We start from the raw sequence: 15,002 nt of genomic DNA on the forward strand, positions 1-15,002 counted from the left end.
TTTCAGCTTATTAAAGAACGTTATGCAAACACTGAATTTTAAAACAAAAGCATTCACCAAGGCAAACCGAACTATGCCGATTTGGACAGTTGTAAGAATTTCTGCTATCCGATTCCTGAAGCGCAACGCGCCGGTCTTTGAAGCGCTGCTCCGCAATGCTACTCCTTACGGAGCTAATGTATTACATCGCTAAAAAATAATCCCTACTTTAAAACAGAGTATTTACTAAACATACCTACCAAACGCCAAAAGCCCCTGCCGTTACTGGCAGGGGCTTTTGGTTTACTATCTATTGTGTTATTTATTTTACTTCTTCGTAAGGGACATCCGATACGTTCCCATCGGTGCTGCCCGTCTGCTGATCGGCCTGACTGTTCCCGCTGGCACCGTTGCCACCGAAACCGGCTGCACCATCGGCCGGGTTGGCCTGGGCGTTGGTCGCGTTGTACAGATCCTGCGAAGCAGCCTGCCACGCATTATTCAGTTGCTCCATAGCCGTGTCGATAGCCGCTACGTCGCGGGAACCGTGGGCGGTGCGCAGTTGCGCCAGGGCGTCTTCAATGGCCGATTTGTTGGTCGAAGACAGTTTATCGCCGTACTCCTTCAACTGCTTCTCGGTCTGGAACACCATCGAGTCGGCCTGATTTACCTTCTCGACCTTCTCCCGCTCAGCTTTGTCGGCTTCTTCGTTCGCTTTGGCTTCCTGCCGCATCCGTTCGATTTCGGCGTCGCTCAGACCGCTGGAGGCTTCAATCCGGATCTTCTGCTCTTTGCCGGTCCCTTTGTCGCGGGCCGTTACGTGCAGAATACCGTTAGCATCCACGTCGAAGGTTACTTCAATCTGCGGCACACCCCGCGGAGCCGGCGGAATACCATCCAGGATAAAGCGGCCAAGCTGGCGGTTCTGCTGCGCCATCGGGCGCTCACCCTGCAGGACGTTGATCTCTACGCTCGGCTGACTGTCGGAGGCCGTTGAGAACACTTCCGATTTCTTGGTCGGAATCGTCGTGTTCGATTCGATCAGCTTGGTGAATACGCCACCCATGGTTTCAATACCCAGTGACAACGGAATCACGTCGAGCAGCAGGACGTCTTTTACCTCGCCGGTCAGGACACCACCCTGGATCGCAGCCCCCACGGCCACAGCCTCATCGGGGTTTACGTTCTTGGACGGCTTCTTACCGAACAGTTTCTCTACCTCATCCTGCACCCGCGGAATACGGGTTGAGCCACCTACCAGAATCACCTCGTCGATCTGACCAGCCGACAAACCTGAGTTCTTCAGGGCCCGGCGGCAAGGCTCAAGGCTCCGCTGAATCAGCGAATCAGCCAGTTGCTCAAACTTCGCCCGGCTCAGCGACCGCACGAGGTGCTTCGGAATACCGTTTACCGGCATGATGTACGGCAGGTTAATCTCCGTAGACGATGAACTCGACAACTCGATTTTAGCTTTCTCAGCCGCTTCTTTCAACCGCTGCAGCGCCATCGGGTCCTGACGCAGGTCAATGCCTTCGTCGCTCTTGAACTCCTGAGCCAGCCAGTCGATGATTACCTGGTCGAAGTCGTCACCACCCAGGTGGGTATCCCCATCGGTAGCTTTTACTTCGAATACGCCATCGCCCAGTTCCAGAATCGAGATATCAAACGTACCCCCACCCAGGTCGAAGACGGCGATCTTCATGTCTTTGTGCGTCTTATCCAGACCGTAGGCCAGGGCAGCGGCTGTCGGCTCGTTGATAATCCGCTTCACATCCAGACCCGCAATCTGACCCGCTTCCTTCGTGGCCTGACGCTCGGCGTCGTTGAAGTAAGCCGGCACCGTAATCACGGCTTCGGTTACGGTCTGGCCGAGGTAATCTTCGGCCGTCTGCTTCATTTTCTGCAGAATCAAGGCGGAGATTTCCTGCGGGGTATATTGGCGATCGCCGATGCGTACGCGGGGCGTATCGTTAGGGCCACGCTCAATGGTGTACGATCCGTTTTTGATTTCGTTCTGTACTTCGTTGTAGCGTTTACCCATGAACCGCTTGATCGACGAAATAGTGTTCTTCGGGTTTGTGATCGCCTGACGTTTCGCAGGGTCACCTACTTTACGCTCGCCGTTGCCGTTGTCCATAAAAGCCACGACAGACGGGGTAGTCCGACGGCCTTCGCTGTTCGGGATCACCACCGGCTCGTTACCTTCCATAACGGCCACGCACGAGTTGGTTGTACCTAAGTCAATGCCTATAATCTTTCCCATACTATTGGTTTAGCTATAATTTCTTTCTGTGGTTAATGCTGCCGGCCATTCTGTGACAGACATCCTGTTTACAACAAGACATATGCCATGCCAGTAATTCCCTGTTTTTTGTGACAGATTGACAGACAAAAAATACCTCACGGGCCAATATGACGGTTTGTTGATAAGAGACTGACAAGGAAACTGACAAAAAATAAGAAGGGGCCAGTTGTGACCCCTTCCTGCTTTTTATCGATTACCTCACTTACCCCCAAACAGGCCACCCAGCATACCGCCCAGACCGCCCCCTGATTGCTGACCAGTGTTGGTATTGCCACTACCCATAAAACCACCGGCAACGCGCATAAGGTCGCTCATGTCCAGCTTGCCATCCGCCATGGCCGATTGTGCCATACCGGCCCAATCCATTCCGGCCGCCTGCTGATTACCGGTCGCCGTAGCCATGATATTACCAACATCTACGCTGGGATCATTCGGGTCAGTTGCTTTGGAGAATAATCGGCTCAGGACCATCGGTACCACAGCAGCCGCTATACTGGAAGCTACCTGGGGCGATATGCCCAAACGCTCCGCCAACTGCCCGGTAACATTGTTCATAACGCCACCGACTACCGGATTCTGCGCCGATGTGCTTTGCTGCCCCATTACGGTACTCAGCAAACCGCCAATATTGCCATCCGAAGCCTGCTGTTTCAAGCCTCCCAAAATCCCGCTCATCACAGAATCCATCGCTACGTTGTTTTGCTCATTGGGAATAGCCGGATTATTGACAATAGCATTGCCGGATTGCTCGCGCACCAGGTTCATTAGCGTATCTAACATGATATAAGCTGGTTTAGAGTGTACATTTAACTGTGTTTAGTGGGCAAGTAAATCAAATTATGCCACATGTGGGTTATCAGATTTAATTAACTTGCCCCGGCTTTTTTTGTTAAGCAGGACACGTGAGTCGGCAAATAATAACCGCACATGGAAGACAAAAAACCAGAAGAAAATACCAAGTCGCCAGACGATAACTCCTCACAGTTGAACGAGCCGCTTGAGCCGCTGCTTACGGATCTCTACTACCCAAGCGAGTCCGATGAGCCTGTTACCTTCATTACCGGCCCAACAGCTGACGAAGGCCCGCTGACAGATAAGCAGATTCGGGAATGGCTTCAGGTTCCGGATGCGACCCCCATTGAGGAAAGACCGGAAGCGGATTTCTGGGCTCCCGTTACCGAAGAGAAAGACTGGTACGGCGAAGAAGAAAAAGCCCGTACAGAAACCTTCAAACAGGTAAAAGCCACCATCGAACAGCACCTCACCGACCGGCAGTTCTTCCGCGTCGGCGAAACGGAGATTGACCTCTACCTCCTCGGCCGCCGTCCGGACGGGACACGCGCCGGCCTGAAAACGATGATCGTAGAAACCTAGCAGTCCAAAAAGCAACCGTTTATCAGCGCTACTGACCAGCACGCCGGGCCGACGATAGATGCTTCAGGTTGTAATCGATGCGCTCCCTATAGGCATTGGTATTGGGCAGACTGTCGGCCTGCGTATCCATGCAAAGCTGCGCCCGCTTGGACAGAAACCATCCCAGCGGCACCAGATCCTGTTTCCGATCCAGATCGAACAGAATCAGCGTAGAGTCAACCTTGATCCGGGCCGAATCGGCAGGGACCGTCTGGTTGGCCGCCAGTTTCAGATACTGACGCGCTATGTTCAATTTGGAGCCAATATGCCGGTCCCAGGAGTGAAAAAACGCCAGCAGAGGAGTTTTAATCTCATACAGACCCTGAACTGGGGCAAGGGCCTCATCGTTTTCCTCAGAATTTTTGATCAGGATCAAATGGACCTCTACCTGCTTCAGCAGTTTCCGCAGCCGATTCGCTTTCAGAGAGTCCTTTTTAGTGTACACCCGATCAATGTAACGGGGAGCGTCGGATATACTGGTCAGGACTGCGATGGCCGTTTCCAGTCCTGAATTATCGATATACCCCCCGTCGACGATATTGAACCAGTCAGCGCGTTTGGCATCATTCGCCTGCACGGTAGCCGGCGGGGTAACAACCGGAAAACGGGCGCTCATAAAGGCAGCCGTGCTGATGGGTATGTGCTTATGAATTTTATCCTGCAGGTCAATTACCTCCTGTCTGTTCACCCCCTGAAAGGCATCTCCCTGAATCAGCAGGTTAGACAATACCATTTTGGCGCCGTCCTCTACGCGGGTGCAGTTCATGAACATCGACGGCACCCGGTAAATATTCTCACCTTCCCAGACGCTCATAAAGGTACTATCCAGTGAATACCGCTCCCGCTCACCCGGTAAAAACCGGATGGCGCCATCAGCGTAGGCCCGGCTCAGCGCATCCTCGATGTATTTCGCCCGGTCGAACGCCCCAACACTGGCGGGTAATAGTTTCTGCACCATATCGGGCACCAGAAAGGCCATGGTCAGCGGGGACAGGTAATCCTGACTCAGTATTCCGGTTGCACTTTTGTAGATCGCACTATCCAGCCTGCGCTGTTCCTCTGCGGTCCGGATCCGCAAAGCCAACCGGCTATCGGCGTACAGCTTCGTATAAACAGCCGCCCCTACCGAACCGCCCGATACCGTACTCAGCGCATAGACCCGGTCATAGAAATGATCTACCCGCTTACTGAGTTGGCCCAGAATGGCCGCCGTCCAGTAAGCAGCCCGTAAGCCACCCCCCTCCGCAGCAATGATGTAGATGGGATACGTTTCCGTCCGTTCTCCGTTAGCCCTGGCGCTGTCTACCCACTGATTGATTGCTGCCTCCCGGTACTCAAGCCATTTGATAAAGTGATGCGGTATGAATCGCTCTGCGGCTTTCTCTTTTAGAAAATAAGGCTTTCGAACCGTCTGGATCTGGTGGTTATTGGTATTCCAGAAAAAAAGGATAATGCCCAGCATCAGAATGGTAATGGGTGCCTTGTACTGATGATCGAGCAACAGCAGGGCGTGCGCCAGAAATACCCACATGCTCATCGCCATGAACATGCCGGCCACTACGCCCACCGACCGCGAAAACCACAGGTTGACCGGAAACACGGTACATACGATGAACAGCAAAATACAGGTTAAGTACATCAGATAGATCAGCAACCGGTACCGGATACGCAATTGCCGGAACGTATGCTTGCGCAACGACAGGTAATCCTGCTTTTCCTCCTTTGGCACCTCAATTACACTGTCGCCGGCGGGTTCTTCGGTTACCTCCTCATCCTGCTCGTTCATAAACCGGGTATTCTGGTTTAAAATCAGAAAGTAAAGCGCAATGAGCACCAGCACGACCAGGATCTGCCTGCTACTGCCGGTATGACCGGATAAACCACCAATGAAGATAAAAAAGGGAAACAAACCGAGCAGGGGCGGAATCCACCGCATCAGGCCCTGTAGCGCGTGTTCCTGCGGCCTGGTAATATACACGCCATTATAGACCCGTTCTTTGATCTTCCCGATGTCGAAAAAGATAAACAGCATCCGGCAGCTGAACCAGACCGTCAGCGCAAAAAACAAGACGGCCGCGTGTGCCCCCACAGTCCAGCCAGGCCGTTCCCCTTCTGCGATTACGCTGAAAACATCCGTTGCCTGGTCCATCGACGACAGCGGCAGGTAAGTCAGAAAGAGCAACAGGATAATCAGCCAGAGGGTCTGCACCATCAGTATGGCAACCTTGAGATAAGGGTGCAGAAACAGGATGGTAAACAGCGTTTTGAACAGGTTCCCTAATTCCGCAACGAATGAGCGGGATAAAGGCATCTGCCAGCGATGAATATATTGGGTTTTCAGGTAATCGTATCCGTTAGCCAGCATTTTATACAGGCTTCGCGGCCGATCCGGCGCTGTATTTTCCATGGAGTTTTCAGGATAAGGGTTTCTGTATCAAATATATACCCGAAACGCATCAGAGAGTAGCGTATAAATACCTGTTCTTACCACCGGCACCGTAGCCGGAATGGATGGACAACAAAAAACCCCAGCCAACTGACTGGGGTTTCTAGCGCTGCCGGTAAGCCGGCTTATTTTACCTTTTCAACAACGGCGGCAAAGGCTGCCGGGTGGTTCATGGCCAGATCGGCCAGCACCTTACGGTTCAGTTCAATGCCTGATTTATGAATAGCGCCCATCAGGGCAGAGTATGACAGACCGTTCTGGCGGGCACCCGCGTTAATACGCTGGATCCAGAGGGCGCGGAAATCCCGCTTCTTCTGACGCCGGTCACGGTAGGCATATACTAAAGCTTTCTCGACGGCATTCTTGGATACCGTCCAGACATTTTTACGCCGGCCGAAAAATCCTTTGGCCAGCTTCATGATTTTTTTCCGACGTGCGCGAGAGGCAACGTGATTGACGGAACGTGGCATATTGTATTAAATTGTTTTTTGACGCTGGCGGCAGGTTTTTAGTCGGCAGTTCTCAGTTGGCAGTTCTCAGTTCTCAATTGGCAACGGTGCCTACTGAATACTGTTCACTCTTTTTCTGCCTACTGTACCCTGCCCACTGCCCACTCTTTAATGGCCAGTTGTCGGGTGAAACTTAAAACCAGAACGCAGACGTTGCGTTCCTAGACGAATTTAGATGGCCAGCATCGCCTTTACCCGGCGCTCGTTGGTAACATCTACCAGCGCAGTGTGAACCAGGTTCCGTTTCTGCTTGGTGGTCTTCTTCGTCAGAATGTGACTGTGGAAGGCGTGCTTCCGTTTGATTTTACCGGTGCCAGTCAGCTTGAACCGCTTCTTGGCCCCTGAGTTAGTCTTTAACTTAGGCATGACTGAATCCCTTAACGTGTTGAAAAAAGTAAAACAGGCCGCAAAGATAGGAAAAAAAGTTGGCAGTTCTCAGTCAGCCGTCAACGGAATTTGTCCTGACGGCTGACTGAGAACTGCCAACTGGCTACTTATTTCTTAACGACCACCTTTGGGGCGATGAACATACTCATACGCTTCCCTTCCAGTTTGGGTTCGGCTTCGATCTTACCGTGCTCTTCCAGGCCTTTGGCAAACCGGTCGAGCAACTGGAACCCGCGCTCTTTGAAGACAATAGCCCGGCCCACAAACTGCACATAGGCTTTCACTTTGGCACCTTCTTTCAGGAAGCTGATGGCGTGCTTCAGTTTGAAATCAAAATCGTGGTCGTCGGTGTTCGGACCGAAACGGATTTCTTTGATAACAACTTTCTGCGCCTTCGCCTTAATTTCTTTCTGCTTCTTCTTCTGTTCGTACTTGAACTTGGAGTAATCGACGATGCGACAAACGGGAGGGACAGCGTTGGGAGAAATTTCTACTAAGTCGAGGTTCTGCGCCTGAGCCAAAGCCCGGGCCTGCTGTATATCGTAAATACCTTGTTCTACATTCTCACCAACAACCCGAACCTGGCGGGCCTGGATACGTTCGTTAATCTTGTAAGGTTCTTCAACCACGCGCCGGGGTGGTCTGCGCTGTAATGCCATAGAGTGTGTTTAGCGTTTCAAAAACGAAAATTTGTTCAAATAACGTAAGGGGTTACCAAAAGTTTCGGGAATCTAAAAAAAATGCTGATACTCTGCAATATATACGTTTAACGATTGAGGTTTAACGGTCGAAGTTTACAAAGCTAATCCACCTTAAACGTTAAACCTCAATCGTTAAACTAATAATTTAACCTCTTCCTGGAATAACTGCACGAACTCCGGAATGCTCATAGCGCCTAAATCGCCCTGGCCTTTCCGGCGGACGGATACTTTGCCTTCGGCCTGCTCTTTCTCGCCCACGATGAGCATAAACGGCACTTTGGTGACCTCCGCATCCCGGATTTTTCGGCCAATCTTTTCATCGCGGTGATCCACAAACCCCCGGATGTCGGTTTCCTGCAGGCTGAAGAACACTTCGTTGGCGTATTCTTCGTACTTCTCCGAAATCGGCAATATAGCTACCTGATCGGGCGATAACCAGAGCGGAAAATTGCCGGCTGAATTTTCGATCAGGATGGCTATGAATCGCTCCAGGGAGCCGAACGGTGCCCGGTGAATCATTACCGGCCGGTACTTCTGATTATCAGAGCCGGTGTATTCCAGCTGAAAGCGCTCCGGCAACTGGTAATCTACCTGAATAGTGCCTAACTGCCACTTCCGGCCGAGCGCATCCTTCACCATAAAGTCGAGCTTTGGTCCGTAAAAGGCGGCTTCGCCCAGTTCAGTCACAGTGCGCAGTCCCCGCTCAGCAGCGGCTTCTACAATGGCGGATTCCGCTTTTTCCCAGGCTTCGTCGCCCCCGATATACTTCTGCTTGTTCTCCGGATCACGCAGCGAAATCTGGGCGCTGAAGTCCTCAAAACCCAGTGATCTGAATACGTACAGCACCAGGTCAATTACCTTGATAAACTCTTCCTTTACCTGGTCGGGCCGGCAGAAGATGTGAGCATCGTCCTGGGTAAAGCCGCGCACCCTGGTCAGGCCGTGCAATTCACCACTCTGCTCGTAGCGGTAAACGGTACCGAACTCAGCCAGCCGCAAGGGCAGGTCGCGGTACGAGCGTGGCTTGGTTTTATAAATCTCGCAGTGGTGCGGACAGTTCATGGGCTTCAGCAGAAACTCCTCGTTCTCGTCGGGGGTATGAATCGGCTGAAACGAGTCTTTACCGTACTTCTCCCAGTGCCCCGAGGTTACGTAGAGCTGCTTACTGCCGATATGCGGAGTTACCACCGGTGAGTAACCAGCCCGGATCTGCGCCTTACGCAGGAAATTCTCCAGCCGCTCGCGCAGCAGCGTCCCTTTTGGTAGCCAGAGCGGCAGCCCCTGCCCTACTTTCTCCGAAAAGGCAAACAGTTCGAGTTCCTTACCCAGCTTGCGGTGGTCGCGTTTTTTGGCTTCCTCCAGCAAGTACAGGTACTCATCCAGTTCCTTCTGCTTCGGGAACGTAATGGCGTAGATGCGGGTCAGCATCTTGTTTTTTTCGTCACCCCGCCAGTACGCACCGGCTACGTTCATGACCTTGGCGGCCTTGATAAAGCCGGTGTTCGGGATGTGTGGTCCCCGGCACAGGTCGGTGAAGTTACCCTGCGAATAAAAGGTAATGGTACCGTCTTCCAAGTCTTTCAGCAAGTCAATCTTGTATGGGTCACCTTTTTCTTCAAAGTAGGCAATAGCCTCGGCTTTCGGCACCGGCTTACGGGCGTATTCGCTCTTCTGCCGGGCCAGTTCCAGCATTTTGTCTTCCACCTTTTTGAAGTCGTCCTGCGAGAAATGCTGGCCGTTCAGGTCGACGTCGTAGTAGAAGCCATTTTCGATGGGAGGGCCGATGCCAAATTTCACACCAGGATACAGGCTTTCGAGCGCTTCGGCCAGCAGGTGAGCGGAGGAGTGCCAGAACGTGGATTTCCCTTCGGTATCGTTCCAGGTCAGCAATTGCACCGTCGCATCGGTATCGATTGGGCGGGTGGCATCCTGCACCACGCCGTTTACTTTAGCGGCCAGCACGTTCCGCGCCAACCCTTCACTGATGCTGGTGGCAATGGCCAAACTACTACTGCCGCTGGGGTACTCCCGAACGCTCCCATCCGGCAGCATTACCCGAATCATGTCCTGTTCACTCATCTTTCTTTTCTTACGGAAATTAGGTTGTTATTCGCTATTCCGACCTGCCTAACAGTGTTAGATCAGATACGGAACCATATTTTCTGCGGTTGGCAGGGTTTTAGTTATTTATTAGGTCCGATCGTTTTCAGCGTCCGGAGGGAGTCTCCGCCCGTCGACAGCCTGGTTTTCGGCTGGATGGTCGAAATCCGCACCCGCGCTGTATCCAGCACCGGCGCCGACGGCTGCTGGTCAGACTCGGTAACCACCGACCGGTCAAGCATGTAGCTGTCGTAAAGCCGTCCTGACTTCCGGCGCTGCACCCGCCAGATACCAACCTGTGCCTCCTGATCCAGGTTGTTCAGCCTGATTGCTATATTATAAGAAGCCAGCGCAGCATCCAGTTGACCGGTCTGTTCGAGGCTGTGACCGATAAAATAATCGACCCGTGGGTATTGGGGCTTCAACTGCTGCACCCGCTGGAAATTCGTCAGCGCCAGTGGATAGTTTCTCAGGTAATGATACACCAGCCCGGCCTGAAAATACGCCTGAAACATGTTAGGCTGCAGGGCAGCCGCCCGCTGGTATGAAACCAATGCGCTGTCGAGCCCGCCCATGTTGTGAAAAATCAGCCCCCGGCGATAATGAAGCTGGGGATTTTCGGGAAAATACACCAGCCCCTGCTCATTATACCGCAGTGCCGTATTCAGATCACCTTTTACCCGGTATACCGACGCCAGTTGGTTGTACGTCTCCAGGTAACGGGGTTTCAGCTTCAGCGACTGCTGATACTGTTTCAGGGCCAGCGTGGTATCGCCCTGCTTGGCGGCCATCAGCCCGGCAAAATAATACGCTTCTCCCTCGTAAGGGGCCATCTGCAGCGCTTTGGTAATGTATAGCTGCGCCCTCTCAAACTGGTTCTGCTGTTGCAGCAGATCACCGAGCAGGGTATACATCGCCGGGGTATCCACCCCGAGAATTTCGGCCCGCTGGGCGCTCTCAAACGCTTTGCCCGGTTGCTGCAGCGCCCGGAGTACCTGAGCCCGCACCAGGTAATACGAGCCGACATTACCGTTCCGGCTGATGGCTTCGTCGATATCCTCCAGCGCTTCCTGCACCTTTCCCATCGACAGGTACAGCGCAGCGCGCTTGGCATAGGCCGATGCCGGCGATGACTGATTGATCGCCCGCGTCAGCGCCACCAGCGTCGCCCGGTTGCGGCTGGTATCGCCCGGTTCGGGAATTTCCGGAATACGCGCCTGCCGGCGGTCTTCACTACCGCAGCTCAGCAGGAGCCAGCAAAAACAGATAAATAACGCAATGCGCATGCACAACCAGTTTCGGGACAAAGATACGGCTTACTGCGAAGAAAACCGATAAAATACCCCCAACGGCAACCGCTTCTGCTGCCGGTCATCCAGATACAGCTCCCCCCACTCGGCATTGGACGGCTGCCCGAAGCATTGCCGCATCAGATTGTCCAGAATCAGGGCCGAAAAACCCAGCGAATACAGGTTGATAATGAAGAAAAAATGCTCCCGGTCCAGCAGCGCCACGCAGGTCTTCAACAAGTCGTTCAAATGCTCTTCCAGCACCCACTTTTCGCCATCGGGACCACGACCATAGGCGGGTGGGTCTAGTATCAATCCGTGGTAGGTATTGCCCCGGCGCTCTTCCCGGCGCACAAATTTGACGGCATCTTCGACCACCCACCGGATGTTATCGAGCCGGCTGGCTTCCATGTTCTCCCGCGACCAGCTGATGACCTGCCGCACCGCATCTACATGCGTGACATCGGCACCGCCCTGCCGTGCCGCCAGCGAAGCCCCGCCGGTATAGGCAAATAAGTTGAGCACTTTCGGCCGCTCGACGGGTAACGCTTTCACTTTATTGTAGATATAGGTCCAGTTAACGGCCTGCTCCGGAAAAATACCAACGTGCTTAAACGACGAGAGCGCTAGTTTGAACCGCAGCGACAAGCCTGCCTGCTGGAAGTCGATCAGCCACGGATCGCGCAGGCCGGGTTTCTTCAGCCACTCACCCCGCTCCGGCGACTGTTTATCGCGCCGGAAGGTAGCGTGTGCCTGCCGTTCCCAATCGGCGTCGGGCAGTGACTTATCCCATATCGCCTGTGGTTCTGGCCGGGCCAGCACGTACGCACCGAACCGCTCAAGCTTTTCGAAGTTACCAGAGTCAATCAACTCATATTCCGGCCAGCCCGCCGGAGTTAACAATTGCAAATCTGCCATGCATGGATAACAAAAAGGGGTTCCCGACCAGGCGAAAAACTTGGTATTAGGGGTAATCAGGCAACGGGCTGCTGCGCCATCGCCAGTATTAATTCAAATTCATCGGGCCGCACCGGCATCACCGACAGCCGCGACTGCCGCAGCAGCGCCATGTGCCCCAACAACGGCTCGGCTTTCAGTTGGGCCAGCGTCACGGGCTTGTCTAACGCCATCACCGGCTCCAGTTCAACCACCACCCAGCGCGGATCATCCGGAACCGTTGGGTCAGGGTATGCCTCCCGCACTACGATAGCCAAACCGACTACGGCCTGTTTGGTAACGCTATGATAAAACAAGACCTGATCGCCCGTTTGCATAGCTTTCAGGTTGTTGCGAGCCTGATAATTGCGTACGCCATCCCACACGGCTTTTCCTTCCCTGACGAACCGGTCCCAGGAGTAGGTATCCGGCTCCGATTTGACTAACCAGTAATTCATGCCGCAAAAGTAAAAAGCCCGGTATTACCCCAGGCTCTTTACGTAAAGATTTATAGAATACCGCCTAATAATCATCCATATCGTACGCGTCGCCGTAGCGTGGGCTGAAATCATCCTCATCATCCCCGTTTTGACTGGAATTACCGCCCACGCCTTTAAAGGTCAGCGCTTTCTTCAGGATCATGATCTGGCCCGCGTGGTACAGGTCGTGGGTGATAATGCCGTGCAGCATATCGTAATAGGTATAATCCCGGCCCGGCACGATGTCTTCCAGGAATTCATCATCATCGCGCTTGTCCAACTCGTTAATCAGTTCCTCCTGGCTGAGACTCAGTTCCATCTGGAGGGCCTCCCACTCAAAAGCGTCGATCTTCTGGTTGGGTGAACCAAAGTTCTTTTCGGGCGTGGTAATGTCAAAGGTAGCGTCGCCCTGCATTTTCTTGACACAGAAGATCCGCCAGCTTGTCATGTGAAAGACCAGTTCGGCAATGGAGTGCGTATTGGGCGTAATTTTACGGCCCGCCATCTCGGGCGAAACGCCCCGCAGGACCTCCACCACCGACGGCCCATGCCAGGCCTCTTCGCCCTCGTAGGTTGTGTTGAGTAGATCTATAATCCGGATTAATTCGTCGTTCTGAACCATAGGTATTGTCTTGCTTAAACGGCCCCAGCCTCCTGGCCGGAACCCAAAAGCAAAGGTAATTCATTCTCTATGTCAATGCGAAAAATTGGGCAAATCATTATCTGATGACCCAACCGGGCCAGTTGGTTTCCCGGCATAAACCCATTAAAAGCCCCGAATTTGCTTTTAATGGCTTGTTAACTAAAGCTTAACTTCAATTTAAGTTGCTCAGATGAGAATTGTTTCACCTTTACAATCAAATCAACCAATGGTCATAACGGAGAACACTACCGCTCATGAATACCCACCCGAAAGACGAAGACCTCATCAGAGCCTATTTGGAGACAAGCCACCACAAATGCTTTGAAATTCTCTACAACCGCTATGCCGGTAAGGTGTACCGGCGCTGCCTGTCGCTGACGAAAGACCCGGAGCAGGCGCAGGACTTCACCCAGGATGTGTTTGTGCGGGTGCTGGCCAATCTGGAACGGTTTAAAGAAAAATCGACCTTTTCGACCTGGCTCTATTCTATTACCTACAACTACTGCATGGACCAGCTCCGGCGCTCAGGCCGTACTACGCTGATACCACTGGAGGAGTATCACTGCGATTCGCTCACCGACACCGATGATGCCTGGATCATTGAAACGAACCACCAGACCCTGAACCAGGCCCTGGAAACCATGCACCCGGAAGAAGTGCAGGTGCTGCGCCTGAAATACGTACAGGGGCTGGAGATTGATGAGATTGCCCGGCAGATAAACGTCCGGAATTCGGCCGTGAAGATGCGGCTCAAGCGCACCCGCGATAAGCTCCGCAAGAAATGCCTGGCGATGGCTGCCTGACCCGCCCGTCAGTTGATGTTCAGACCGACGGTCAAGCCCAGCCAGGGTTTGTTGCGGTACATCCAGAAGCGGTTGTTCCGGTCGGCCAGGTTCTCGAAGCCCAGCGCCAGACCGGCCGTGATGGCCCGGTAGCCCAGAATAGCCGCCACCCCATAATTGACTCCCAGGGCCTCGTACTCGCTCGACACCTGCGCGCCAGTGTTGTAATCATATACCCGCACCGGGTCCATGCTGACAAAGCCTCCCGCCCCGAAGCTGAACGACTGAATCTCGGAGCGTCGCTCGCGCCGGAAATACACGCTGCGGTGCCGCCCCAGATCGTAGCGTATACCGGTGTACAACCCCAAATTGGGGGTGGTTGTGAGCTCACCCGGATTTCCCTGCTGCCCGAACCGGTACTTAAACGGCACCGTAAAGAGGTCGATGTCAAACGAAGTCAGGTGGTAACGGAACCACGGGCTTTTTTCGTCGATACCGTTTGGCCGGGCATGGTAGTGTACCAGCAGCACGGCCAGGGAATCTGACTGGTCGAGCGTACGCGGATTCTGGTCCGGCAACGGCAGGGCAGCCGTCACAAATTCAGCAAACAGGGTATCATTCCGCTCATAAAGCGCGGCTTTGGCCGGCCGGCTGAGTTCTTTGGGCTGCACCGTGCCGTTCCTGTCCTGGGCATATACGGTCTGCCGGCCGCCCACCAGATACACCTGATTCAGGCTGAAAATATCCGAGCGTTTGCGGATCGAGGTGCAGGCCCCCAGGCTTACCGAGAGGCTGATTAGCAGGATGGCGTATGCCTGTTTCATTCGTTTGTTATTCCATATTTCCTTCCACTCTCCGCGCTTCCTGTCTCCACCGCCCGAAAATACAGCCTCGGCACAGAATGCGTTATTTTTTCTTTCCACCGGCAAAATTTTAAACCGCCCGTCAACGGCCATTCGTTTTTTCGGTAATTTGGACAAAAGATCATTCGTTCCTTCTTAACTAATCCTATGAAGCAGTATTTACCTGGCGT

General features: G+C 53.3%; 14 protein-coding genes. 2 read left to right on the forward strand and 12 right to left on the reverse strand.

What is annotated here, in order from left to right; translation table 11 throughout:
• Positions 1–301: 301 nt before the first annotated feature.
• Both dnaK and ABD949_RS05980 read right to left on the reverse strand, forming a co-directional pair.
• Complete coding sequence (gene dnaK / locus ABD949_RS05975; protein WP_345241560.1) at positions 302–2,242, reverse strand: molecular chaperone DnaK; 1,941 nt, start codon at positions 2,240–2,242, stop codon at positions 302–304.
• A gap of 240 nt (positions 2,243–2,482) precedes the next feature.
• Positions 2,483–3,064 carry a hypothetical protein gene (locus ABD949_RS05980; protein ID WP_345241561.1) on the reverse strand — a complete coding sequence of 194 codons (582 nt, stop codon included), beginning with the start codon at positions 3,062–3,064 and terminating at the stop codon, positions 2,483–2,485.
• A gap of 147 nt (positions 3,065–3,211) precedes the next feature.
• On the opposite strand from ABD949_RS05980, the gene ABD949_RS05985 reads away from it, so the two are divergent.
• Positions 3,212–3,658 carry a nuclease A inhibitor family protein gene (locus ABD949_RS05985; RefSeq protein WP_345241562.1) on the forward strand — a complete coding sequence of 149 codons (447 nt, stop codon included), beginning with the start codon at positions 3,212–3,214 and terminating at the stop codon, positions 3,656–3,658.
• Between the two features lie 28 nt (positions 3,659–3,686).
• Here ABD949_RS05985 and ABD949_RS05990 read toward each other — a convergent pair whose 3' ends face one another.
• From ABD949_RS05990 to ABD949_RS06030, 9 genes are all read right to left on the reverse strand, one after another.
• A complete protein-coding gene (locus ABD949_RS05990; RefSeq protein ID WP_345241564.1) occupies positions 3,687–6,104 on the reverse strand; it encodes a patatin-like phospholipase family protein in 2,418 nt (805 codons plus the stop codon).
• A 164-nt stretch (positions 6,105–6,268) separates the two neighbouring features.
• On the reverse strand, positions 6,269–6,613 hold the full coding sequence (gene rplT / locus ABD949_RS05995) for a 50S ribosomal protein L20 (protein WP_345241566.1): 345 nt from the start codon (positions 6,611–6,613) through the stop codon (positions 6,269–6,271).
• Between the two features lie 210 nt (positions 6,614–6,823).
• Complete coding sequence (rpmI, locus tag ABD949_RS06000; protein ID WP_345241568.1) at positions 6,824–7,018, reverse strand: 50S ribosomal protein L35; 195 nt, start codon at positions 7,016–7,018, stop codon at positions 6,824–6,826.
• A gap of 128 nt (positions 7,019–7,146) precedes the next feature.
• Positions 7,147–7,698, reverse strand: coding sequence for a translation initiation factor IF-3 (gene infC / locus ABD949_RS06005; protein WP_345241570.1), 552 nt, complete (start codon positions 7,696–7,698; stop codon positions 7,147–7,149).
• A 174-nt stretch (positions 7,699–7,872) separates the two neighbouring features.
• Positions 7,873–9,819 carry a threonine--tRNA ligase gene (gene thrS, locus ABD949_RS06010; protein ID WP_345241573.1) on the reverse strand — a complete coding sequence of 649 codons (1,947 nt, stop codon included), beginning with the start codon at positions 9,817–9,819 and terminating at the stop codon, positions 7,873–7,875.
• 104 nt (positions 9,820–9,923) lie between these two features.
• Entirely contained in the window at positions 9,924–11,126 is a 1,203-nt protein-coding gene (locus ABD949_RS06015) for a tetratricopeptide repeat protein (RefSeq protein ID WP_345241575.1), read from the reverse strand.
• A 30-nt stretch (positions 11,127–11,156) separates the two neighbouring features.
• Complete coding sequence (locus ABD949_RS06020; protein WP_345241577.1) at positions 11,157–12,047, reverse strand: class I SAM-dependent methyltransferase; 891 nt, start codon at positions 12,045–12,047, stop codon at positions 11,157–11,159.
• A 56-nt stretch (positions 12,048–12,103) separates the two neighbouring features.
• Positions 12,104–12,523, reverse strand: a complete 420-nt coding sequence (locus tag ABD949_RS06025; protein ID WP_345241578.1) for an EVE domain-containing protein — start codon at positions 12,521–12,523, stop codon at positions 12,104–12,106.
• A gap of 64 nt (positions 12,524–12,587) precedes the next feature.
• Positions 12,588–13,166, reverse strand: coding sequence for a DinB family protein (locus ABD949_RS06030; RefSeq protein ID WP_345241579.1), 579 nt, complete (start codon positions 13,164–13,166; stop codon positions 12,588–12,590).
• 275 nt (positions 13,167–13,441) lie between these two features.
• On the opposite strand from ABD949_RS06030, the gene ABD949_RS06035 reads away from it, so the two are divergent.
• Positions 13,442–13,990, forward strand: coding sequence for an RNA polymerase sigma factor (locus ABD949_RS06035; protein WP_345241581.1), 549 nt, complete (start codon positions 13,442–13,444; stop codon positions 13,988–13,990).
• A gap of 8 nt (positions 13,991–13,998) precedes the next feature.
• Here the strand turns inward: ABD949_RS06035 and ABD949_RS06040 are convergent, their stop codons facing one another.
• Positions 13,999–14,793: a hypothetical protein gene (locus ABD949_RS06040; protein ID WP_345241583.1), complete on the reverse strand. Its 795-nt coding sequence runs from the start codon at positions 14,791–14,793 to the stop codon at positions 13,999–14,001.
• Positions 14,794–15,002: the final 209 nt, after the last annotated feature.

This window comes from Nibrella saemangeumensis, assembly GCF_039541915.1.
In the GTDB taxonomy this organism is placed as follows: Bacteria; Bacteroidota; Bacteroidia; order Cytophagales; family Spirosomataceae; genus Nibrella; species Nibrella saemangeumensis.

What these genes read in the sequence shown, in the direction of transcription:
- dnaK (WP_345241560.1), bottom strand. Translation starts at nt 2,242, where the DNA reads ATGGGAAAGATTATAGGCATTGACTTAGGTACAACCAACTCGTGCGTG.
- ABD949_RS05980 (WP_345241561.1), bottom strand. Translation starts at nt 3,064, where the DNA reads ATGTTAGATACGCTAATGAACCTGGTGCGCGAGCAATCCGGCAATGCT.
- ABD949_RS05985 (WP_345241562.1), top strand. Translation starts at nt 3,212, where the DNA reads ATGGAAGACAAAAAACCAGAAGAAAATACCAAGTCGCCAGACGATAAC.
- ABD949_RS05990 (WP_345241564.1), bottom strand. Translation starts at nt 6,104, where the DNA reads ATGGAAAATACAGCGCCGGATCGGCCGCGAAGCCTGTATAAAATGCTG.
- rplT (WP_345241566.1), bottom strand. Translation starts at nt 6,613, where the DNA reads ATGCCACGTTCCGTCAATCACGTTGCCTCTCGCGCACGTCGGAAAAAA.
- rpmI (WP_345241568.1), bottom strand. Translation starts at nt 7,018, where the DNA reads ATGCCTAAGTTAAAGACTAACTCAGGGGCCAAGAAGCGGTTCAAGCTG.
- infC (WP_345241570.1), bottom strand. Translation starts at nt 7,698, where the DNA reads ATGGCATTACAGCGCAGACCACCCCGGCGCGTGGTTGAAGAACCTTAC.
- thrS (WP_345241573.1), bottom strand. Translation starts at nt 9,819, where the DNA reads ATGAGTGAACAGGACATGATTCGGGTAATGCTGCCGGATGGGAGCGTT.
- ABD949_RS06015 (WP_345241575.1), bottom strand. Translation starts at nt 11,126, where the DNA reads ATGCGCATTGCGTTATTTATCTGTTTTTGCTGGCTCCTGCTGAGCTGC.
- ABD949_RS06020 (WP_345241577.1), bottom strand. Translation starts at nt 12,047, where the DNA reads ATGGCAGATTTGCAATTGTTAACTCCGGCGGGCTGGCCGGAATATGAG.
- ABD949_RS06025 (WP_345241578.1), bottom strand. Translation starts at nt 12,523, where the DNA reads ATGAATTACTGGTTAGTCAAATCGGAGCCGGATACCTACTCCTGGGAC.
- ABD949_RS06030 (WP_345241579.1), bottom strand. Translation starts at nt 13,166, where the DNA reads ATGGTTCAGAACGACGAATTAATCCGGATTATAGATCTACTCAACACA.
- ABD949_RS06035 (WP_345241581.1), top strand. Translation starts at nt 13,442, where the DNA reads ATGAATACCCACCCGAAAGACGAAGACCTCATCAGAGCCTATTTGGAG.
- ABD949_RS06040 (WP_345241583.1), bottom strand. Translation starts at nt 14,793, where the DNA reads ATGAAACAGGCATACGCCATCCTGCTAATCAGCCTCTCGGTAAGCCTG.